The sequence below is a fragment of the Pseudorhizobium marinum genome, assembly GCF_000705355.1.
GTDB classification, from domain to species: Bacteria; Pseudomonadota; Alphaproteobacteria; order Rhizobiales; family Rhizobiaceae; genus Neorhizobium; species Neorhizobium pelagicum.
The window spans coordinates 123,619-144,985 of the sequence record NZ_JMQK01000008.1; the positions used below are offsets into that span (position 1 = coordinate 123,619).

General features: G+C 63.4%; 15 protein-coding genes. 5 read left to right on the top strand and 10 right to left on the bottom strand.

Translation table 11 applies throughout. From position 1 onward, the window contains the following. Positions 1 to 9: 9 nt before the first annotated feature. Together EO99_RS0111495 and EO99_RS0111500 are read right to left on the bottom strand one after the other, a co-directional pair. Positions 10 to 3,255, bottom strand: coding sequence for an alpha-1,4-glucan--maltose-1-phosphate maltosyltransferase (locus EO99_RS0111495; RefSeq protein WP_051679810.1), 3,246 nt, complete (start codon positions 3,253 to 3,255; stop codon positions 10 to 12). Between the two features lie 83 nt (positions 3,256 to 3,338). After that, the gene (locus EO99_RS0111500; protein WP_029618786.1) at positions 3,339 to 3,560 is read right to left on the bottom strand and encodes a DUF982 domain-containing protein; all 222 of its coding nucleotides are present in this window, start codon (positions 3,558 to 3,560) and stop codon (positions 3,339 to 3,341) included. 327 nt (positions 3,561 to 3,887) lie between these two features. Between EO99_RS0111500 and EO99_RS0111505 the strand changes: the two genes are divergently transcribed. Then, positions 3,888 to 6,755, top strand: a complete 2,868-nt coding sequence (locus EO99_RS0111505) for a hybrid sensor histidine kinase/response regulator (protein ID WP_162179304.1) — start codon at positions 3,888 to 3,890, stop codon at positions 6,753 to 6,755. Here the strand turns inward: EO99_RS0111505 and EO99_RS0111510 are convergent. Both EO99_RS0111510 and EO99_RS0111515 read right to left on the bottom strand, forming a co-directional pair. Next, positions 6,752 to 7,249, bottom strand: coding sequence for an MgtC/SapB family protein (locus EO99_RS0111510; RefSeq protein WP_029618788.1), 498 nt, complete (start codon positions 7,247 to 7,249; stop codon positions 6,752 to 6,754). The genes EO99_RS0111505 and EO99_RS0111510 overlap by 4 nt on opposite strands. A gap of 140 nt (positions 7,250 to 7,389) precedes the next feature. Beyond that, positions 7,390 to 8,646 carry an AGE family epimerase/isomerase gene (locus tag EO99_RS0111515; RefSeq protein ID WP_051679811.1) on the bottom strand — a complete coding sequence of 419 codons (1,257 nt, stop codon included), beginning with the start codon at positions 8,644 to 8,646 and terminating at the stop codon, positions 7,390 to 7,392. 155 nt (positions 8,647 to 8,801) lie between these two features. On the opposite strand from EO99_RS0111515, the gene metH reads away from it, so the two are divergent. Beyond that, positions 8,802 to 12,578: a methionine synthase gene (gene metH, locus EO99_RS0111520; RefSeq protein WP_029618790.1), complete on the top strand. Its 3,777-nt coding sequence runs from the start codon at positions 8,802 to 8,804 to the stop codon at positions 12,576 to 12,578. Here the strand turns inward: metH and EO99_RS0111525 are convergent. The 6 genes from EO99_RS0111525 to EO99_RS0111550 all read right to left on the bottom strand — a co-directional run bounded on the left by EO99_RS0111525 (position 12,533) and on the right by EO99_RS0111550 (position 18,455). Continuing rightward, on the bottom strand, positions 12,533 to 13,453 hold the full coding sequence (locus EO99_RS0111525) for a protein phosphatase 2C domain-containing protein (protein WP_051679812.1): 921 nt from the start codon (positions 13,451 to 13,453) through the stop codon (positions 12,533 to 12,535). The two genes, metH and EO99_RS0111525, sit on opposite strands and share 46 nt — an antisense overlap. A gap of 29 nt (positions 13,454 to 13,482) precedes the next feature. Then, the gene (locus EO99_RS0111530; protein ID WP_029618792.1) at positions 13,483 to 14,538 is read right to left on the bottom strand and encodes an ABC transporter ATP-binding protein; all 1,056 of its coding nucleotides are present in this window, start codon (positions 14,536 to 14,538) and stop codon (positions 13,483 to 13,485) included. A gap of 14 nt (positions 14,539 to 14,552) precedes the next feature. Further along, positions 14,553 to 15,344: an ABC transporter permease gene (locus EO99_RS0111535; protein ID WP_029618793.1), complete on the bottom strand. Its 792-nt coding sequence runs from the start codon at positions 15,342 to 15,344 to the stop codon at positions 14,553 to 14,555. After that, on the bottom strand, positions 15,341 to 16,216 hold the full coding sequence (locus EO99_RS0111540; protein WP_029618794.1) for an ABC transporter permease: 876 nt from the start codon (positions 16,214 to 16,216) through the stop codon (positions 15,341 to 15,343). The genes EO99_RS0111535 and EO99_RS0111540 overlap by 4 nt, the downstream gene beginning before the upstream one ends. Positions 16,217 to 16,331: 115 nt before the next feature. Beyond that, positions 16,332 to 17,390, bottom strand: a complete 1,059-nt coding sequence (locus tag EO99_RS0111545; protein ID WP_408002868.1) for an ABC transporter substrate-binding protein — start codon at positions 17,388 to 17,390, stop codon at positions 16,332 to 16,334. 177 nt (positions 17,391 to 17,567) lie between these two features. After that, positions 17,568 to 18,455 (bottom strand): MurR/RpiR family transcriptional regulator, encoded by an 888-nt coding sequence (locus tag EO99_RS0111550; RefSeq protein WP_029618796.1) that lies wholly within the window; start codon positions 18,453 to 18,455, stop codon positions 17,568 to 17,570. A gap of 164 nt (positions 18,456 to 18,619) precedes the next feature. Here EO99_RS0111550 and EO99_RS0111555 point away from each other — a divergent pair, with 164 nt between their 5' ends. The 3 genes from EO99_RS0111555 (at position 18,620) to EO99_RS0111565 (ending at position 21,316) form a co-directional block, all read left to right on the top strand. Further along, positions 18,620 to 19,417, top strand: a complete 798-nt coding sequence (locus tag EO99_RS0111555; protein ID WP_029618797.1) for an N-formylglutamate amidohydrolase — start codon at positions 18,620 to 18,622, stop codon at positions 19,415 to 19,417. A 67-nt stretch (positions 19,418 to 19,484) separates the two neighbouring features. Then, positions 19,485 to 19,994 carry a TRAP transporter small permease subunit gene (locus EO99_RS0111560; RefSeq protein ID WP_029618798.1) on the top strand — a complete coding sequence of 170 codons (510 nt, stop codon included), beginning with the start codon at positions 19,485 to 19,487 and terminating at the stop codon, positions 19,992 to 19,994. Beyond that, a complete protein-coding gene (locus EO99_RS0111565) occupies positions 19,991 to 21,316 on the top strand; it encodes a TRAP transporter large permease (protein WP_029618799.1) in 1,326 nt (441 codons plus the stop codon). Before EO99_RS0111560 ends, EO99_RS0111565 begins: the two co-directional genes overlap by 4 nt. Positions 21,317 to 21,367 lie beyond the last annotated feature (51 nt).

Sequence of the window (21,367 nt, forward strand, 5' to 3'; positions counted from 1 at the left end):
TCTTCTCCATTATCTCACGCGCCAGATTGAAAACGGCAGGCCGGGCTCAAGGCGCAGCCGCTGCCATTTTCCAGTCCAGGTGAACTTGTGACCTGAGATCAGGTCCTCCATCGAAAGTGCTGCATGGTCCGGGAGGTTCCATGACCACAGTGGGATTTCGACATCCGCCTCCTGCGCATTGTGCGGATCGAGGTTGATGGCGATCATCAAAACGTTCTCGCGGCCCGGGCTCGCCTTCTCGAAGAACATGACATTGTCGTTCTGAGCGGGGAGCAGCGTGAGGCCGAGATGCGAGTGCAGGGCGGGGTTTTCCCTGCGGATGCGGTTCAGCATGCCGATCTCCTGTTTGATGTTTCCGGGACGATCCCAGTCCCAGGCGCGGATCTCGTATTTCTCGCTGTCGGCATATTCCTTGCGCTTGGCGTCCGGCCGCCCTTCGCAAAGCTCGAAGCCGTTGTAGACGCCCCAGAGACCCGACAGGGTCGACGCAAGCGCGGCACGGATGAGGTAGGCGGAACGCGGCGCGTTCTGCAGGAAGTCCGGATTGATGTCGTGGGTATTGACGAAGAAGTGGGGTCGGAAGAAATCCTTCGGCTCTTCCGTCGTGATCTCGTGCATGTACTGCTCGAGCTCCCACTTGGCGTTGCGCCAGGTGAAATAGGTGTAGGACTGCGAGAAGCCGATCTTCGCCAGCCGATACATGACCTTCGGCTTCGTGAAGGCCTCGGAGAGGAAAATGACCTCCGGGTGACGCGAGCGGATGTCGGCGATCAGCCACTCCCAGAACGGGAAGGGCTTGGTGTGCGGGTTGTCGACGCGGAAGAGCTTGACGCCTTCGTCGACCCACATCTGGATCACGTCGCGCAATTCCTGCCACAGAGACGGCACGGCGTCCTTGGCGTAGAAATCGACGTTGACGATGTCCTCGTATTTCTTCGGCGGGTTCTCGGCATAGCGGATCGTGCCGTCTGGCCGCCAGTCGAACCAGCCCGGATGCTCTTTCAGCCATGGGTGGTCGGGGGAGGCCTGGATGGCAAAGTCGAGGGCGACTTCCATGCCCTGCTCATGGGAAGCGGCGACGAGGCGGCGGAAATCCTCGAAGGTGCCGAGCTCGGGATGAATGGCGTCGTGGCCACCGTCTTCCGATCCGATGGCGTAGGGGCTGCCGGGATCGCCGGGCGCCGCCTTCAGGCTGTTGTTGCGGCCTTTGCGATTGGTCTCGCCGATCGGATGGATGGGTGTGAAATAGACGACGTCGAAACCCATTTCGCGGATGCCGGGGAGACGTTCGATGACGTCGTCGAAGGTGCCGTGGCGTTCGGGGTCGCCACTCTGCGAGCGCGGGAAGAGCGAGTACCAGCTGGCAAAGCTTGCACCCAGCCGCTCCGCATCGAGCGGCATGACCTGCGAGCGGATGCGGAACGGCCGGCGGTCGGCCTTCGTCATCAGCTCCGACGTCGCGTGGTCGAGGAGAAGTTCGATCCGACGTGCTTCGGGGGCATCCTCAAGCTCGCCGATCAGGCGCTTGAGCTGCAGCTTGATATCGCCGTCAACCTGGTCGGCCGTCGCCTTGATCAGATTGATGCCCTCCTGGATCTCCAGCCTGAGGTCCAGCCGCGCGTCGTGCTTCTTCGTCAGCTCGTAGCGGAAAATCGCGAAGGGGTTTCGCCAGGCCTCGACGGCATATTCGTGGCGGCCCATTCGCCGCGGCGTGAACTCGGCCTGCCAGCGGTCGTTCTCGAACAACTGCATCCGGACTTCCTGCCAATCGTCCTGATCGGCCGCGCGCCACAGTAGGGCGGCGCTCAACGGGTCATGACCGTCGCCAAAGATGTCGGCCTCGACGCGGATCGTATCGCCGACCACCCGCTTGACGGCAAAACGGCCTTCGTCGACCGCCGGCGTGATCTTTTCGATCGCCAGTCTCGGCGCAGCCGCGGCGGCGGTCAGGTCAGGAAGGGGAGAGGCCGATTGGATCGGTTCGGAGGCACGGCCTTCCAGGACGCGGACTTCCCCGGGCTTCAGGCGGGACTCCGACGCGCCATCGAGGTCGGTCAACGGCAGAAAGGACGAGGCGACCTGATTGATGGCTTTCAGTGGCGGCGCAACGCTCTGCCGCAGATCACGGTTGACGATGACGACCCGCACCTTCTGAGAGGCGCGAAGATCTTCCCGATCGGACTGCAGGATCGCCACGGCCGGCGTGTTGCTGCTGCCGGCAATCATCGTCAGCGGACGGCGATGGAACGCATCCTGATCCCGTTGCAGCTTCTCGTTGATTGCGCGGATCTCGCCGGAGATGTCATAGGCGGACTGGTCGCGAAAGGCGGCGAGGCCAAGGCCGTCGCCGTTCATCTGGTCGAGCGGTGTGGAGGCGCCATACTCGAAGCCCATCGGCACCATCAGGCCCCCGCCCAGATGTGCGGAAAGCTTCAGAGCCCGCAGCGCGCGGCGCTGCAGGATTTCGGAGCTTTCGGTGCCATGGGCGAGGCGCTTGGCAAAGGGGGCTTCGGGAAAGGCGATCTGGTGGCCGAGGCTTCGCTGCAGAAGATGCTCTTCCGGAAGCCAGCTGTCCTCCAGGTTCCACCACGCAAGCGAGGAGAAGCAGCCGTCAAAGCCGACGCCTGCCAGCGCACGGCGCCGATTGAGGTCCGTGCCCGGCGTCCATGCGTAAAACTGGATGGCATTCCCGTGGGCCCGCGCCGGGCTGATCAGCGACCTCCAGGCCTCCTCCGGGACACGGTCGATCCCGAGGCAGCGGAAACCGGTGACGCCGGCATCGGTCATCACGGCCAGACGCTGGCGCCAGGTTTCCAGGTGCCGATAGGTTTCATCGTTCGGCGGCAGTTCGATGGACGTGCTGCAGCTTTCGTCCGGTCCGATGCGCGGGTCCGAGACGATGCTGACGCTTCCGCTGTTCTGGCGCGCAACCCTGTCGATCACCAGATCCAGCATCAAGCTCAGGCCGTGCTCGGCCGCTGCTGTCGTCAGGGTCTTGAGGACATCTTTGACGCTTTCACCGAGCCCGAGACCCGGGTCGATGCGGTCCGGGTCCCTGGTCACGAAGACGCTCGTGTGGCCGCTTCGCTCGAAGAGCGGTGCGCTCAAGATCGTATCGAAGCCGAGACCCGAGGCATGCCGGAAAACGGCCTGCCAGGCCTCTATCCCATTCAGTTGAAGAGGATGAACGTAATAGATCCGGGGGGGATGGGTCAGGCGTGAGGCCGGAGCATCGAATTTTGGAATCGGATTCATGGCCGGGGCCCCCTACGTTTGCGTCCAACGCTTAACGGTGGGGCTCCCGGCTTGTTCCGCCGAAAGGGGGAAGAGTATTTCCGCTACATCAGCTGTGCTTCTGCAACGGCATCCTGGAATGTCTGTCGCGCGACCTCGGCGCTTTCACGGCCGTCCAGAGCCGCCAGGCAGGCGTAGCGGGCCTTCACGAATCTCGGGCCCTTGATGTTGGGCCATCGATGATCGAGGTAGTCGAGCGCCTCAAAGGTGCTCGTGACGGCGTCGGATCGCGTCCTTACCGGTGTCTGCCAAACCACGTTCTGCATGACCATCCTCCCATGGTGTCTCGGTCCCTCGGCCTCCCAGCCGAAAGGACCCTAGTAACGTCCAGGAATTGAAGCGGTTGCGCTCCGGCTCAAGTTTAGCACGTTTTGAAAAGTTAGCCCGGTTTGATGTGCGAGAGCTCAAGGGAAGATCGGCGGGATCGTCAGATTCCGTAGCGGCGGACCCGAACAGGAAATTTAGCAATCGGTTGCAATACCTGCCGGCATTCGCTTCGGTAATTGTCATCACGGCAGGAAGCGGTATAACCGCCTATCTGCATTGATTTGGGAATGGGCATGTTTCGGCGGACGGGACTATCAGAGATCGATTTGAATTTGCTGTTCAATCTTTCTCCAAATCCATACGTCCTGCTGGATGGTGAGCTTCAGATCGTCGGTGCCAACAATGCCTATCTGAAGGCGACGATGCGCACCGAGGAAGAGCTTCTCGGTCGCAAGCTGTTCGACGCCTTCCCCAGCGAGCCGGATTCCACGCCCGGAAAGATGCTCCGGCACTCCTTTGCCCGCGTGCTCGAGACGGGTGAAATCGATTATCTTTCGGTTATCCCTTACCCGATCGCCGGACCTGACGGGGTCTTGGAAAACCGTTTCTGGAGCGCGACCCACACGCCGATCAAGGACGGCGACGGCAAGGTGATCTTCATCCTGCAGCATACCGTCGATGTCACCGAACTGCATCGATTGCGGCAGGCCGCCAGCCTCGACGGCGATCTGCAGGCCCAGGTCGGCGTCTTGAACCGCGCAGATGCCGTTCAGGGCCAGAACCGGGTTCTGGGAGAGGAGCGGGAGTATCTGCGCAACCTCTTTGAGCAGGCGCCGGGCTTCATGGCGGTTCTTCGCGAACCGGAGCATGTCTTCACCATTGCCAACAAGGCTTACCGCGAGCTCGTCGGACGCAGCGACCTGATCGGCAAGACGATCAGAACGGCGCTGCCGGAGGTGGCCAGCCAGGGGTTCTACGAGATCCTCGACGAGGTTTACCGAAGCGGCAATCCCTATTCCGCCAATGCGGCGCGCATCCTGCTGAAGCGCCAGAACGACACGGAAGAAGAGCGCTTCCTCGATTTCGTCTACCAGCCGATCCGCGACGCATCGGGGGCCGTGAGCGGCATCTTTGTGCAGGGACACGACGTCACCCAGCTCCGCGAGGCCCAGGAGACGGCGAAGGAAAACGAGAAGCGCTTTCGAACGCTTGCCCAGTCTCTGCCGAACCAGGTCTGGACGGCGCTGCCGAACGGGCAGATCGAATGGTGCAACGACGAGGTCTATCGCTACAGCGGGCTCGCCTCGCTCCACTTCGATGCGACCACCCGCTCCACGATGATCCACCCGGACGAGGCCGAAGCGGTCTCGCGCAACTGGCAGCACTCGCTGCGCAGCGGCCAGCCGTTCGAGATGGACATTCGGCTGCGGCACCATGACGGCACATTCCGGTGGTTCATCAGCCGTGCTGCGCCGATCATGAACAGCGAGGGCGACATTATCCTGTGGGTCGCCACCAATACCGATATCGAAACGCAGAAGAAGACCGAGTCGCATCTCGAATATCTGGCGGAATCGCTGGGGCAGACGGTTGAAGCGAGAACGCAGGAGCTGGAGCGGACGCAGGAAGTGCTGCGCCAGAGCCAGAAGATGGAAGCGATCGGCAATCTGGCCGGCGGCATCGCCCACGACTTCAACAATCTGCTGCAGGTCATCACCGGCAATCTGCAACTGCTGAACCGCGATGTTTCCGGCAATGATGTTGCAGAACGCCGTGTCGCAGGCGCGCTGGCGGGTGCTGCGCGCGGTGCGCGGCTTGCCTCGCAGCTTCTCTCCTTCGGGCGCCGGCAGCCGCTGGAACCCAAGGTCATCAACCTGAGCCGGCTGATCCGCGAGATGGATCATCTGCTGCGCCGGAGCCTGGGCGAGGCGATCGAGATCGACACCATCGTCAGCGGCGGGCTCTGGAACACGCTCGTAGATCCGAGCAATGTCGAGAATGCCCTCCTCAATCTGGCGATCAATGCGCGCGACGCCATGGACGGGCAGGGCAAGCTGACGATCGAGCTCGGAAACGCCTTTCTCGACGACGAATATGCCCGCAACGCCATCGATGTGTCCCCGGGGCAGTATGTCATGCTGGCGGTCACCGATACCGGTTCGGGGATGACGCCCGACATCCTGGAGAAGGTCTTCGACCCATTCTTTACGACCAAGCCGGACGGCAAGGGCACCGGGCTCGGGCTGTCGATGGTCTATGGCTTCGTCAAGCAGTCGGAAGGCCATATCAAGATCTACAGCGAGGCAGGCAGTGGCACGACTGTGCGTATCTACCTGCCACGGGCGATGGAGGCCGAGGACGTCCTCGCCGACAATATTACCGGACCCGTCACCGGCGGATCCGAGACGGTGCTGGTGGTCGAGGACGAGGAGGCTGTTCGCGACGTGACCGTCAGCCTGCTGACCGAGCTCGGCTACAAGGTGCTGAAAGCCAAGGATGCCGACAGCGGTCTGGCGATCATCGAAAGTGGCGCGCCGATCGATCTTCTCTTCACCGATGTGGTCATGCCGGGCCGGCTGAAGAGCCGGGATCTGGCGCGCAAGGCGAAAGAGCGCCTGCCGACGCTTGGCGTTCTCTTCACCTCCGGTTACACGGAGAACTCCATCGTTCACGGGGGACGCCTGGACCCCGGCGTCAATCTTCTCAGCAAGCCCTATACGCGAGAGGCGCTTGCCCGCAAGATCAGGCAGGTGCTCGAACAGGTGCGTGGGAAGTCGGGGGGACAAGGCATGACGGAGCCAGAGACATCAAGCCCATCGGGGCCGGCCAGTGATCTGCCGATCACCGTCCTCATCTGCGAGGACGAAGTGCTCATCCGCATCTCGACCGTCGATTATCTGCAGGATATCGGAATGAACGTCGTCGAGGCAGGCACATGCGCGGAGGCCCTTGCCGCGGCGCAAAGCCACCCGATCGATATCCTCATCACCGACGTCAACCTGCCGGACATGAGCGGGCTGGAACTGACACTGAAACTTCGTGAATCCCTGCCGCATCTGCCGGTCATCTTCGCGACGGGCGACAGGACGGTTCCGGGGTCGGAGGTGCTGGAGAAGACGGCGTTGATCACCAAGCCCTATGATTACGATCTTCTGGCGACGCGCATCCACGCGATGGTGACGCCGCGGTCCTAGAGGTCGCGGTCGTCGTCGCTCTTGATGCCGGCGGCGATCTCCGTCTCCCGCAGCAGCCAGAGGACGATGATGCCGGTGACGGTCGCAGCGACGGCGACCACCCACATGCCCATTCCGACGCTGAGGCCGATGGCGGCGGACAGCCACATGCTCGCGCCCGTCGTCAGGCCGCGCACGCTCCCCTTCGTATAGACGATGACGCCGGCCGCGAGGAAGGCAATGCCGGACGTCACCGCCTCCACGAGCCTGACGGGATCCATGCGCGTCGTATCGCCATCGCCGAGCGTCTTCATCATCTGGAGCGTGACGAGAGTGAAGACGGTCGCAGCCAGCCCGATCAGCATGTTGGTGCGGATCCCGGCGGTGTTCTTGCGGATCTCGCGCTCCAGGCCGATGACGCCGCAGAGGAGCAGGGCGCCGAGGATCCGCAGAAGCAGAACTTCGATGCTGACGGGGGAGGTGTTGGAAAACTCCGCGGCGAGGGTTTCGGTCATGGCAGCGTCAGGGTCTCGTCATCTCGTTGTCACCCGACAACTGCCTCCGGCAATCGAAGTTCCTGATCCGCATGGGCTGAAGCGTCGCCAGTCCCGGTGGTGCCGGCCGCGAGAGGAGGCCTGCACCACGCGATGCCGCGCTAGAGCTTGCCGCCGGCGTTCTGGATGACGCGGGTCAGGCTGCCGTCCGCCGAAAAGAGAGGGATGAGGCAGGCCTGCAGCGCGTGATAGAGGTCGCCCTTGCCCGGGAACAGGTCGTGCGAAGGAACGAGATCCTCCGTCAGTTCCTCATGCCAGCCGCCGTTCCTGTGGTCGACGACATGGTTGGCGATCGTGCTCCAGACGAGACGGTAGCTGTCCTCGTAGAAGTCGTCGGCGGGCAGATGCTCGTTGAGGAAATGCGCCGCGCCGGCGGCTTCGCAGAGCGGCCACCAGAGCTTGGCCGTCTTGGCGGGCTTGTCGTCCCAGTCCAGGGTATAGAAGAAGCCGCCCCGCTGCTTGTCCCAGCCCAGTGACATGGCCTGGATGAACAGGGTTCTTGCGGCATCGGCCATCCAGCCATGGCGCTTGTCGCCGAGCGACCAGAGCTGCAGGATGAGGCGCGACCATTCCAGCCAGTGGCCCGGCGTCGTCCCCGCCGGCCGGAACATCTCGTTCTCGTGGTAATAGTCCCGGTCGATCTGCCATTCGCTGTCGAAATGCTCGGCGACCCGGAAGCCGACGCTGCCGGCTGCGCGCCGGATCACGAGGTCGGCAATGCTCTCGGCCTTGTCCAGATAGTGTCTCTCGCCGGTGACCTCGAAGGCGGCCATGAGCGCTTCGGTCAAATGCATGTTGGAATTCTGGCCGCGATAGGTGCCGCCATCGATCGGCGACCAGTCGGCTTCGAACTCCTCGGCGATCGCGCCGTGGCGCTCTTCCCAGAAGCGGGTGTCCAGAACCTGCGTGATATCGGCGAGCATCTGGTCGGCCAGCGGGTGCCCGACGACCTTGGCCGAAGAGGCGGCGAGCAGCACGAAGGCGTGGCCGTAACCCTGCTTGGTGGCATCGACGACGCCATCATCGTTCAGGGACCAGGAATAGCCGCCGTTGACGCTGTCGCGGTGGCTGTTCCACAGATAGGTCATGCCGTGATCGATGACCTCGCCGGCGCCCGGGCGTCCGAGGAGATAGGCGATCGAGTAGCAATGCACCATGCGCGCCGACGAATGGATGCCGCGGACGGGGTTTTCCGTGACAAGCGGCGCACCTGTGTCGTCGAGGTCGTGGAAGCCGCCCTTGGGGTTCATCGCCCGGTACTGGAAGAAGTCCATCAGGGTCTCGGCTTGCCGCAGCAGCCAATGACGGTGATACTCGCGCTTCGCCCACATGCGTGGCATTGACGCCGACTCGTTCATGAAACCTCTCCCGGACTCACAGATTTAACTGGTGGGCATATAACGCGAGGGACCACATGGTGTCATCGCGATTGTTGTCGATGCAGCAGTCGCTAATTATTTGACATAAAGATATGTTTATGCGCTTATGGCGCAAATCGATAAGGGAGATGTCTATGTTCGACGAGCTGTTCGGCCCGGAGGCTTCGCCACGCGACGGTGCAGAGGTGCTTGCCGCCCTGCAGAAGGCTGCACGCGAACGCATCCTGATCATCGACGGCGCCATGGGCACCCAGATCCAGGGGCTCGGCTACGACGAAGACCACTTCCGCGGCGAGCGCTTTGCCGGTTGCGCCTGTCACCAGCAGGGCAACAACGATCTTCTCATCCTCAGTCAGCCGCAGGCGATCGAGGAGATCCACTACCGCTATGCGATGGCTGGGGCCGACATCCTCGAGACCAATACGTTTTCCTCGACGCGGATTGCCCAGGCCGATTACCAAATGGAAGGGGCCGTCTACGACCTCAACCGCGATGGCGCCCGTCTGGCCCGCCGCGCAGCGCTTCGGGCTGAGAAGGAGGACGGCAAGCGCCGTTTCGTGGCCGGCGCCATCGGCCCGACCAACCGTACGGCGTCGATGTCGCCGGACGTCAACAATCCCGGCTATCGGGCGGTCTCCTTCGACGACCTGCGGATCGCCTACGGCGAGCAGATCGACGGACTGATCGACGGTGGCGCCGATCTCATCCTGATCGAGACGATCTTCGATACGCTGAACGCGAAGGCTGCCATCTTCGCCTGCGAGGAACGCTTCGCCGAGAAGGGCATCCGCCTGCCGGTGATGATTTCCGGGACGATCACGGATCTCTCCGGTCGCACCCTGTCCGGGCAGACGCCGTCGGCCTTCTGGTATTCCGTCCGACACGCCAACCCCTTCACCATCGGCCTGAACTGCGCGCTCGGTGCCGATGCCATGCTGCCGCATCTGCAGGAACTCTCCACGGTCGCCGACACCTTCATCTGCGCCTATCCGAATGCCGGTCTTCCCAATGAATTCGGCCAGTACGACGAGTCGCCTGCGGACATGGCTCGGCAGGTGGCGGAATTTGCCCGCGAAGGCCTCATCAACGTCATCGGCGGCTGCTGCGGCTCGACGCCGGAGCACATCCGGGCGATCGCCGAGGCCGTCTCCGGTTTCGCGCCGCGCGAGGTGCCCGAGCACAAGCCATTCATGGCGCTGGCCGGTCTCGAGCCCTTCGTGCTCACCAAGGAGATCCCCTTCGTCAACGTCGGCGAGCGGACGAACGTCACCGGCTCTGCGAAATTCCGCAAGCTGATCACCGCCGGCGACTACGCCGCAGCGCTCGTCGTCGCCCGCGACCAGGTGGAGAACGGCGCGCAGATCATCGACATCAACATGGACGAGGGCCTGATCGATTCCGGCCGCGCCATGGTCGAATTCCTGAACCTGATCGCCGCCGAGCCGGACATCGCCAAGGTGCCGGTGATGATCGACTCGTCGAAGTTCGAGATCATCGAGGCGGGCCTGAAGTGCGTGCAGGGGAAGGCGATCGTCAACTCGATCTCGATGAAGGAGGGCGAGGAGAAATTCATCGCCCAGGGCCGCCTCATCCGCAACTACGGCGCCGCCGTTGTCGTCATGGCGTTCGACGAGCAGGGGCAGGCAGACACCTACGAGCGCAAGGTGGAGATCTGCAGCCGCGCCTACAAGCTTCTGACGGAAGAAGCGGGCTTTGCGCCGGAAGACATCATCTTCGACCCGAACGTGTTTGCGGTGGCAACGGGCATCGAGGAGCACAATGGTTACGGCGTCGACTTCATCGAAGCGACCCGCACCATCCGCCAGACCATGCCGCTGGTGCATATTTCCGGCGGTGTCTCGAACCTCTCCTTCTCGTTCCGCGGCAACGAACCGGTGCGCGAAGCGATGCATGCGGTCTTCCTCTACCATGCCATCCAGGCCGGCATGGACATGGGGATCGTCAACGCCGGGCAGCTGGCTGTCTACGAATCGATCGATGCCGAGCTGCGCGAGGCGTGCGAGGACGTCGTCCTCAACCGGCGCGACGACGGCACCGAGCGGCTGCTCGAGATCGCCGAGCGCTATCGCGGTGCTGCCGGCAAGGAAGCGCGGGTCCAGGATCTCGCCTGGCGCGAGTGGACCGTCGACAAGCGGCTGGCACATGCGCTGGTCAACGGCATCACCGAGTTCATCGACGCCGATACGGAAGAAGCACGCCTGCAGGCGGAGCGTCCGCTGCATGTGATCGAGGGGCCGTTGATGGCCGGCATGAATGTCGTCGGCGACCTCTTCGGGGCCGGCAAGATGTTCCTGCCGCAGGTGGTCAAGTCGGCCCGCGTCATGAAGCAGGCGGTGGCCGTGCTGCTGCCCTACATGGAGGAAGAGAAACGCCTCAATGGCGGTGACGGCCAGCGACAGACCGCCGGCAAGGTGCTGATGGCGACCGTGAAGGGAGACGTCCACGACATCGGCAAGAACATCGTCGGCGTCGTGCTGGCCTGCAACAACTACGAGATCATCGATCTCGGGGTGATGGTGCCGGCCACCAAGATCCTGGAAACGGCGATTGCCGAGAAGGTCGACATCATCGGCCTCTCGGGACTGATCACGCCGTCGCTCGACGAGATGGTGCATGTCGCCTCAGAGATGGAGCGCCAGGGGTTCAATATCCCGCTGCTGATCGGCGGCGCGACGACGAGCCGCGTCCATACCGCTGTCAAGATCCATCCGCGCTACGAGCGCGGACAGGCGATCTATGTGACCGATGCCAGCCGCGCCGTCGGCGTCGTATCCTCGCTTCTCTCCGAAGATAGCAAGACGGGGTATGTGGATACGATCCGCGGCGAATATGCCAAGGTAGCGGCCGCGCACGCCCGCAGCGAAGCGGAAAAGAAGCGCCTTCCTCTGCCGAGGGCCCGGGAAAACGCCCATAAGCTCGATTGGCAGGCCTATCAGCCGGTCGCACCGACCTTTACGGGAACCAGAGCCTTCGATCACTACGATCTCGAGGAACTGGCAAAATACATCGACTGGACGCCGTTCTTTCAGACCTGGGAGATGAAGGGCAGGTTCCCGGCGATCCTGGAAGACGAGAAACAGGGCGAGGCCGCCCGGCAACTCTACGCCGATGCCCAGGCGATGCTGGAGAAGATCATCGCCGAGAAGTGGTTCCGGCCGCAGGCCGTGATCGGCTTCTGGCCGGCCAATGCGGTGGGCGACGACATCCGCCTGTTTGCCGACGACAGCCGCCGCGAGGAGCTTGCGACCTTCTTCACGCTGCGCCAGCAGTTGTCCAAGCGCGACGGCCGGCCCAATGTGGCGCTCTCGGATTTCGTGGCGCCAGTGGAGAGCGGCAAGCAGGATTACGTCGGTGGTTTCGTCGTCACGGCAGGCATCGAGGAGGTCGCGATTGCCGAACGCTTCGAGAGGGCCAACGACGACTATTCCTCGATCCTCGTGAAGGCGCTCGCCGACCGGTTCGCGGAAGCGTTCGCCGAGCGGCTGCATGAGCGGGTGCGCAAGGAATTCTGGGGCTATGCGCGCGACGAGGCGCTGGCGCCGGACGCGCTGATCGGCGAGGGCTATGCGGGCATCCGTCCGGCGCCTGGTTATCCCGCACAGCCGGACCATACGGAAAAGGAGACGCTCTTCCGTCTGCTCGACGCGGAGAACGCGACGGGCGTCAAGCTGACGGAGAGCTTTGCCATGTGGCCGGGCTCCTCGGTCGCCGGTCTCTACATCGGGCACCCGGAGTCCTACTACTTCGGCGTTGCCAAGGTGGAGCGCGACCAGGTGCAGGACTACGCGGCCCGCAAGGGCATGCCGTTCGCGGAGGTCGAGCGTTGGCTCGGGCCTGTGCTCAACTACGTGCCGACCACTGCAGCGGACGAGGCCGACGAGGCGGCCTGATCCGTCAGCCTGAGGAGGACGGCGGTGGTGTCGTCCGACTGCTTGAAGCGCGGGAACGTGAGCCCTTCCGGGTCCGTCTCGCGCTCCAGGCGTCGGAGCTCCTCGACCAGCGACGGCAATCCCTTGTCCATCGCCTGGCGAACGAGGCCGGGGGCATCGTAGGCCTTGTAGAGGGCGACGAGATCGGCCAGACCGTCGGAGCAGAGGATGGCGTAGGCGCCACCGCCGCGCAGCGGCACGTCGCAGCGGAAAATATGGTCTGCGGCTTCCGGCACGATGCCGAAGGTCCAGGTGATGCCGTCCGGCGTGTTCTGCAGTGCTCGCCCCCTGCGCAGTTCTTCCAGCGTCACCGGGTCGGTCTGGTCGCCGCGGATCAGGCCTATACCGCCGAGCCGGGCGATATGGCGGGCGGCCTGCTGCTGTTCCCATTCGTAGGCGCCGGGGATCGGGATGAGAAAGTCGCTCGTGCCGTCGTCGTGGAGGACGTAGAGGCAGCTGTCGCCGAGCCCGAAATACTGGAAGCCGGCGTCCGTCGCGCGCAGCGCCGTCAGGCTGCAGAGCGGCCAGGCGTAGCGCGGCTGGTCTCCCGCCGCCGTTAGGAAAGCACTCCGCGCTTCACTCGAAATCTGTCTGAGAACAGCGGCCGGATCGATACTCCCGTCCAGACGCTCCGAAAGCCGGCTCGCGGCGAATTCGGCAATCCATGCCGCGTCCGAGCCGAAGCCTCCCATGAATTGCCGGTCGCCGAGCCCGGTTGCACCGTCCAGCACGAAGGCGGCGCAGTCGTTGAAGCCGAACCTGTCCTCGTTCGGCCGGCCGGGCTTGCCCGGATCGGTGATCGTGTCGAGGATCTCCAGCGTGAAGCGGCGGTTCATGGGCTGTCCTTCAGGCTGAGGCCGATATGTCAGTCGCGCACCACGAGCAGATCGCCGGCCGAGAAGCGGAGCGTCACGACTTCTCCCGGCGCGGGCATCGTGAGATCCGGATCGTTGAACATGTCGAAGGAAACGGTGTTGCTGCCAATGGCCAGTTTCGTGCGGATCACGGAGCCGAGGAAGCTCGACGACAGCACCTCGCCCCGCAAGGCGGTGTCGCCGCTGTCGGCAAGACTGCCGGCCTCCGGGCGCAGGGCCAGCGAGATGGTGTCGCCGCCCTTCTTTTCCGCGATCGCTTCCTTGAGCGCGATGAGCTGGTCGCCGATGCGCACGGTGTTTGCCGCGGGATCGGCGACCACGGCATCGATCATGTTGAGGGTTCCGACGAAGGAAGCGACGAAGCGGGTGGCCGGGCGGTTGTAGATTTCCGAGGGCGTGCCGATCTGGTCGGCGCGGCCGGCGTTCATCACGACGATACGGTCGGAGATCGACAGGGCCTCTTCCTGGTCGTGGGTGACGAAGACGGTGGTGATGCCGAGCTGGCGCTGGATCTGCCGGATCTCCTCGCGCAACGAAATGCGGATCTTGGCATCGAGCGCCGACAGCGGCTCGTCGAGAAGCAGAACCCGCGGCTTGGGCGCCAGCGCGCGGGCCAAGGCAACACGCTGCTGCTGTCCGCCCGACATCTGGTAGGGGTAGCGGTCGGCCAGGTGCTCGAGGCGGATCAGCGCCAGCATCTCGTTGACGCGTTCCGTAATCTCGGCCTTCGGCTTGCCGGCCACCTTCAGCCCGAAGGCGACGTTGTCGAAGACGTTCATGTTGGGGAAGAGCGCATAGGCCTGGAAGACCATGCCGATGTTGCGCTGGTTGGACTTCAGCCGGTCCTGGTCCTCACCGTCGATGGTGATCGTGCCGCCGCTCGGCATCTCGAAGCCCGCGATCATCCTGAGCACGGTGGTCTTGCCGCAGCCGGACGGTCCGAGGAAGGAGACGAATTCGCCCTTCTCGATGGACATGTTGAAGTCTTTCACCACCTGCACCGGGCCAAAACTCTTCTGGAGGTTGTCGAGAACCAGGAACGACATGGGCAGATCAATCCTTAAAAGCGGGCGGGTGCCGCCTTGCTGAAGCGGGAAACGAGTTGGATCAGCGCAAGGCAGCCCCAGGTGATGCCGAAGGCGATGACGGAGAGCGCAAACGGCTCATAGGCCTTGTTGGCGCCGATGCGCTGAAGGTATGGGCCGAAGGCCGGCCGGTCGAGCAGGGCCGCCAGCGTGAATTCGCCGATGACGATGGCGAACGTCAGGAAGGCACCTGACAGAACGGCGGGAACGACGTTCGGCAGGATGATCCGGCTCAGGATCGTGAACCATCCGGCGCCGAGAATCTGTGCGGCCTCCGTCAGCGTCGCGACGTCGATCGTCCGCAATCCCGTATCCACGGCGCGATACATGTAGGGCAGGGCGAGCACCGTATAGCCGAAGGCGAGCAGCACATTGGTGCCGAGGACGGAACCGGTCAGCGGCAGGAAGCTCGAGGTGTTGTAGAGCCGGATATAGCCGAAGACGATGACGATGGCGGGAATGACCAGCGGCAGCAGGGTCATGAATTCGACGTAGGGCCGTGCCCAGGGCATCTTCAGCCGCACCCAGAAGGCGGTGGGAACGACGATGACGATGCCGATGACGATCGTCGCTAGCGCCATCATCACGGAATAGCCGAAGGTCGCCTGGAACTGCGGATCAGCCCAGACCCGGGAATAGGCGTCGAGACTGTAGACGCCGCGTCTGGCCTTCAGCGAGAACTCGAAGAGACCGCCGAGCGGCACGAAGAAATACAGGAGGCCGAAGATCAGCACTCCCCAGCCGATGATGCGCGCGCCGATACTCATTTGAGCCACCTCTCGGCGCGGATGCGCAGCCAGATGTAGACGACATTGGCGATGGCGGTGACGACGATCATGCCGAAGGCCATGGCGTAGCCGAGGTGAGGATTGCCCAGAACATCGCCGCGGATCTGCGCGTAGAGCTGGATCGGCACGATGTTGAGGCTGGAGCCGGTCAGCGCGATGGCGGTGGCAACGGCGCCGAAGGCATTGGCGAAGAGCAGCGCAAAGGTGCCGAGAAGCGAGGGGAAGAGGATCGGCATGGCCACCATCCGCCAATACTGCAGGGTGGTTGCACCCAGCACCTGCGCGGCTTCCCGCCATTCGCGGCGCAGGCCCTCGAGGGCTGGCGTGATGATCAGGATCATCAGCGGGATCTGGAAGAACAGATAGGTGACCGTCAGGCCCCAGAAGCTGAGGATGTTGAAGCCGAGGTCGCGCTGCAGGACGAGGCCGAAATTATTGCGCAGGAAGACGGTGACGAGGCCCACCGGCCCGAAGGTCGCCAGGAAGGCGAAGGCGAGCGGCACGCCCGCGAAGTTCGATGCGACGCCGGAAAAGGTCATCAGCGGCGAGCGGATCCAGCGCGGCACGGCGCCGAAGACAACGGCTGCGGCCATGCCGAAACCGATGAGGCAGCCGAGGGCGGCGGAGGCGACGGAGATCTTGACCGAGATCCAGTAGCTGGACGGGATGGTGCCGCTGTTGAGGTCGATGATGTTCTGCAGCGTGAAGGCGCCGTCGCGCGTCTGGAAGGCACCGATGACGATGTGCATCGTCGGCAGCACCATGAACAGCATCACGAAGATCACGAAGGGCATCAGGCCCAGCCATGTGAACGAGAGGCGCAGCCGGGGTGCGGGTGAGGCTTGGTTCATCGCGGCAGGTTATCCCCGTCAGGCTGTTGTTGCGCTTCCGGTGAACGTACGGCGAGAGCGCTTCGGCTGGCAAGTCCCGGCCCCTTGTGGAGGGCCGGGACTGAAGTGGAGAGGCTTACTGAACGTTGGCGCCGACGACGCTGTCCCAGCCGGCAGTGACGGCGGCCTTGTTGGCGTTCTGCTCCTCGACGGTCGGGAAGACGGCGGCTTCGTAGCTCTCAGCCGGCGGCAGCGCGTCCATCAGTTCCTGCGGGATCTTGCCGGCCTTGGCCATGGCGTTGAAGCGGGCCGGATGGCAGTAACCCTTCAGCCAGAGGTTCTGGCCTTCGTCGGAGTAAAGGTATTCCATCCACAGCTTGGCGGCATTCGGATGCGGTGCGTAGGCGGAGATGCCCTGGACGTAGACGCCGGCGAGAACGCCGGTCTTCGGCACGACGATTTCGACCGGCGGGTTGCCGGCCAGTTCGTCGCGCCATGCGAGCACGTTGTAGTCCCAGGCAATCGCGATCGGGGTCGCGCCCTGTGCGATCGTGCCGGCCTTGGCGATGACCGGAACGAAGTTGCCGGCCTTGTTCAGCTCGGCGAAGTATTCGAGGCCGGCCTTGCCGGATGCTTCGCCGGCTTCGGCGCCCTTGTGCAGGCCGGCGGCGAGAACGCCGAGGATGGCCTGGTTGGAGGCGCGCGGGTCACCGGCAAGCGCGACCTGGCTTGCATATTCCGGCTTCAGAAGATCGGCCCAGTCAGCCGGCGTGTTCTCGACGAGGTCCTTGTTCACGATGAACGACAGAACGCCGTAATAGTCGCCGTACCAGTAGCCTTCGGCATCCTTGATGTCGTCCGGAATCTCGTCCCAGGTCGAGACCTTGTAGGGCTGCAGCAGGCCTTCGTCCTTCATCTGCGGTCCGAAGGCGAGGCCGACGTCGACCACGTCAGGCGCCTGCGGGCCCTTGTTGTCCTTGTTGGCCTTGATGGCTTCCACTTCGTCGGCGGAGCCGGCGTCAGGGTTCAGCTCGTTGACCTGGATCTCGGGATACTTCGCCTTGAAGCCGGCGATGACGTCGCCGTAGCCGCACCAGCTGTGGGGCAGGGCGATGGTGGTCAGCATGCCTTCCTTCTTGGCCGCTTCGATGAGTTCCGCGCTCGGTTCGGCAAAGGCAAGGCTGGTCGAAGCCATGACGATGGCGGTCGTCAGAGACAGCAAACGGTGGGTCTTGGTGATCACGATATCCTCCTGAGGTTGGTCGTGTTGGCGCGACTCGTAGAGCCAGTTGATGTAGCGTATGTGACAGCCTGCGAAGGTGAGCTTTTGCTCATGAAGCCCTTGCGCAGACGGCCTTTGCGTCCGCCACGGTCATTTGGGCCCGTGGCGATTGTGGCGGCGAAACAGCCGGGATCGTTCAAACAGGTCTTCCAGGGAATTCATGCGTTCGCGTGTCCTGTCCCAGGCGGCGCTCTGCACCGCCTCGATCAGCGCCTCGACGACGAACAGGGTCACGACGGAGGAGTCCCATGCGCTGGGCGCCTCGATGCGGACCCGAAAGCTGTGCAGGGCATGTTTGGCGACCGGCGAGCCCCAGACGTCGGTCAGGAGGACGATGACGACGCCATTTGCCTTGGCGACTTCGGCAAGCGTCGCCATCTCCTGCTCGTAGCGGCGGATGTCGAAGATCACCAGCACGTCGCCGGGGTTCATGTTGAGGACGTGCTGCGGCCAGGAGCTGGAGTTGGTCGAGATCAGCGTCGTCTTCGGGCGGATCACCTGCATGTGGGTGAAGAAGTATTCCGCCAGCGCCCCCGTGATGCGGCCGCCGACGAAATAGATGCCGCGCTTGGGATCTCCCAGCAGCGACGCCGCTTCCTCGAAGGTGCGCGTGTCGAGGTCCGAGAGCGTCTCGCGCAGGTTGGCGGTGATGGCATCGGCAAAGCGATTGAGGATGTGCATGCCCGGGGCATTCGACGCCCAGCGGTCGTGCTTGGCGATGGGGTTGGAGATCGTCGCCTCCAGCTCCTGGTGCAGATGCGACTGGAATTCCGGATAGCCCTTGAAGCCGAGCTTCTGCACCATGCGGGCAACAGTGGGCGTCGAGACGCCTGCGTTCTCCGCGATCGTGGTGATGCTGCCGAGGCCGGACACCGGATAATTCTCCAAAATCCTGTCGGCCAACTGCCGTTCCGCGCGAGTCAGGCTGTCGTAGCGGGTGCGGATGACATCTGAGACGGTGCGTGCTGTCGTTGGCACTGAAGCTGTTCCCTCCGGTCTTCGCCGGTTGATGAAGATTTAAAAGTTCTTTCGGTTTCGGAGTCAATGGAAGCAATGAAGAGAAATTTTCAGGACTGCATTGACGGGTCGTCGAAGATGAAGAATTCTCTTCTAAGTCTTTCCCCGAGTGATGACATCTTCGAATGCTGGCTGAGACAACATTCTTCACTGAGGCCGACGGCGATCCTGTGGCTGTCGAAAACCCGGACGGGAAGGGCGAGGTCCTGCTCGTCTGCGAACATGCCTCGCGACGGCTGCCGCAGCGCTACGGCACGCTCGGCCTCTCCGGCGATGCTCTCGCATCCCATATCGCCTGGGACCCCGGCGCGCTTGCGGTGGCGCAGCGGATGTCGCAGCAACTCGACGCCACGCTGATCTACCAGCGCTTCTCCCGGCTGATCTACGACTGCAACCGTCCGCCGGATTCGCCGGCTGCGATGCGCGATGTCAGCGAGATCTTCCGCATTCCCGGCAACGAGAACCTGACGGAGGAGGAGCGCTCGCTGCGGACCTCGTCCCTCTACCTGCCGTTCCAGGGGCGCATCCGCCAGGATATCGAGACACGCAGGGCTCTGGGCCGGCCAACGGTGCTGGTGACGGTGCACAGCTTCACGCCCGTCTATTTCGGACAGCAGAGACAGGTGGAAATCGGCATTCTCCATGAGCGGGATCACCGGCTTGCCGATGCCATGCTGGAGATTGCCGCCGGCGGCACGCTCTACCGGGTGGCGCGCAACGAACCCTATGGACCGGCCGATGGCGTTACCCATACGTTGGAGCTGCACGCCATGCCGGCGGGCATGCTGAACGTGATGATCGAGATCCGCAATGACCTGATCGCCGACGAGGCGGGGCAGGGCCGGGCGGCAGACTTCCTCAGCGGCCTGCTGAGACAAGCTATCAACGCACTGACCAATCAGAACAATAATGGCGGGGCGTAACGAGGTGGAACGGACTGGGAGAATGAAGGGATGCCTGCGAATGTGAGTGCCGCGCCGGGTCGGGCCGATGCCTGAGGCGCTGAAAACCTATGTCCGCACCGTCGACCGCTTCAACCGGGGCGTCGGGCGCGTGACCATGTACCTGATCTTCGTGATGATGGGCATCCTGCTCTGGTCGTCGATCTCGAAGACCTTCTTCCTGCCGTCGCTCTGGACGCTGGAGATGGCGCAGTTCGTGATGTCGGCCTACTACCTCCTCGGCGGCGCCTATTCGCTGCAGATGGATTCCCACGTGCGCATGGATCTCGCCTATGGCCGCTGGTCGCCGAAGACCAAGGCCGTCGTCGACGCGATCACCATCTTCATGCTGTTCACCTACCTGTTCTTCCTGCTCTACGGCGGCATCTCCAGCACGACCTACGCGCTGCAATACACCGAGACCAGCTACTCCTCCTGGTCGCCCTACATGGCGCCGATCAAGATCATCATGGTGATCGGCATCTTCCTGACACTGCTGCAGGCGACCTCGATCTTCATCAAGGATATCGCGACGGCGCTGGGGAGGTCGCTCGCATGAGCGCGGAAATGATCATCCTCTTCATGTTCTCGTCGATGCTGCTCAGCATGCTGACGGGGCAGCGCGTCTTTGCCGTCATCGGGTTCGTCGGCGTCGTCGCGGCAGCCATCCTGTGGGGCAACGGCGGCTTCGAGCTCGGGTTCTCGGCGGCCATGAAGCTGATGAAGTGGTATCCGCTGCTGACGCTGCCGCTGTTCATCTTCATGGGCTATCTGCTCTCGGAATCCGGCATTGCCGAGGATCTCTACAAAGCCTTCCACGTCTGGATGGGCGGACTGCGCGGCGGTCTTGCCGTCGGCACGATCGGGCTGATGGTGGTGATCTCGGCCATGAACGGCCTCTCGGTCGCCGGCATGGCGATCGGCGCGACGATCGCACTGCCGGAACTGCTGAAGCGCGGCTACGACAAGACGATGGTCACCGGTGTGATCCAGGCGGGGAGCTCGCTCGGGATCCTGGTGCCGCCGAGCGTGGTGCTGGTCCTCTACGGCATGATCGCTCGCCAGCCGGTCGGTCAGCTCTGGCTCGCCGGTGCGCTGCCGGGTCTGCTGCTCGCAGCGCTCTTCATCATCTACGTCCTCGTGCGCTGCCACTTCAATCCGGCGCTGGGGCCTGTCCTCCCGAAGGAGGAACGGGACATCCCGCTGCGCGACAAACTCCTGCTGCTGCGGGCCGGGATCCTGCCGTTCCTGATCTTCTTCCTGATGATGGGCCTGTTCCTGATGGGCTACACGAGCCTGGTGGAGAGCTCTGCCGTCGGCGCGCTCTCGGCGCTGGTGGTGGCCGCGCTCAAGGGGCGTCTCGGCAATGGCGTGCTGACCCGGACGATCGAGCAGACGCTCGGCATCTCCTGCATGTTCATGTGGATCATCCTCGCCGCCCTCTGCTTCGGTGCCGTCTTCGATGGGCTGGGTGCCGTCCGGGCGATCGAGGGCCTGCTGGTCAACGACTGGGGTCTGTCGCCCTGGACGATCCTGATCATGATGCAGCTGTCATTCATCCTGATGGGCATGTTCCTGGATGACACGGCCATGCTGGTGATCGTTGCGCCGCTCTACATCCCGCTCGTCGGCAAGCTCGGCTTCGACCTCGTCTGGTACGGCGTGCTCTACACGATCACCTGCCAGATCTCGTACATGACGCCGCCCTTCGGCTACAATCTCTTCCTGATGCGGGCGATGGCGCCGAAGGAGATCTCGCTGGGCGACATCTACCGGTCCGTCTGGCCGTTCGTGATCATCATGATGATCGGGCTGGCGATCATCATGGCCTTTCCGCAGATCGCACTCTGGCTGCCGGAGCACGTCAATGTGCGCGGCTAGCCTCACAACACCAAGAGCAAGAGCCCCGGGGAAGGGGCCATTCCTCGTGCC

What these genes read in the sequence shown, in the direction of transcription:
- EO99_RS0111495 (WP_051679810.1), bottom strand. Translation starts at nt 3,255, where the DNA reads ATGAATCCGATTCCAAAATTCGATGCTCCGGCCTCACGCCTGACCCAT.
- EO99_RS0111565 (WP_029618799.1), top strand. Translation starts at nt 19,991, where the DNA reads ATGAGCGCGGAAATGATCATCCTCTTCATGTTCTCGTCGATGCTGCTC.
- EO99_RS0111515 (WP_051679811.1), bottom strand. Translation starts at nt 8,646, where the DNA reads ATGAACGAGTCGGCGTCAATGCCACGCATGTGGGCGAAGCGCGAGTAT.
- EO99_RS0111560 (WP_029618798.1), top strand. Translation starts at nt 19,485, where the DNA reads ATGCCTGAGGCGCTGAAAACCTATGTCCGCACCGTCGACCGCTTCAAC.
- EO99_RS0111530 (WP_029618792.1), bottom strand. Translation starts at nt 14,538, where the DNA reads ATGTCGTTCCTGGTTCTCGACAACCTCCAGAAGAGTTTTGGCCCGGTG.
- EO99_RS0111535 (WP_029618793.1), bottom strand. Translation starts at nt 15,344, where the DNA reads ATGAGTATCGGCGCGCGCATCATCGGCTGGGGAGTGCTGATCTTCGGC.
- EO99_RS0111540 (WP_029618794.1), bottom strand. Translation starts at nt 16,216, where the DNA reads ATGAACCAAGCCTCACCCGCACCCCGGCTGCGCCTCTCGTTCACATGG.
- EO99_RS0111510 (WP_029618788.1), bottom strand. Translation starts at nt 7,249, where the DNA reads ATGACCGAAACCCTCGCCGCGGAGTTTTCCAACACCTCCCCCGTCAGC.
- metH (WP_029618790.1), top strand. Translation starts at nt 8,802, where the DNA reads ATGTTCGACGAGCTGTTCGGCCCGGAGGCTTCGCCACGCGACGGTGCA.
- EO99_RS0111555 (WP_029618797.1), top strand. Translation starts at nt 18,620, where the DNA reads ATGCTGGCTGAGACAACATTCTTCACTGAGGCCGACGGCGATCCTGTG.
- EO99_RS0111525 (WP_051679812.1), bottom strand. Translation starts at nt 13,453, where the DNA reads ATGAACCGCCGCTTCACGCTGGAGATCCTCGACACGATCACCGATCCG.
- EO99_RS0111545 (WP_408002868.1), bottom strand. Translation starts at nt 17,390, where the DNA reads ATGGCTTCGACCAGCCTTGCCTTTGCCGAACCGAGCGCGGAACTCATC.
- EO99_RS0111500 (WP_029618786.1), bottom strand. Translation starts at nt 3,560, where the DNA reads ATGCAGAACGTGGTTTGGCAGACACCGGTAAGGACGCGATCCGACGCC.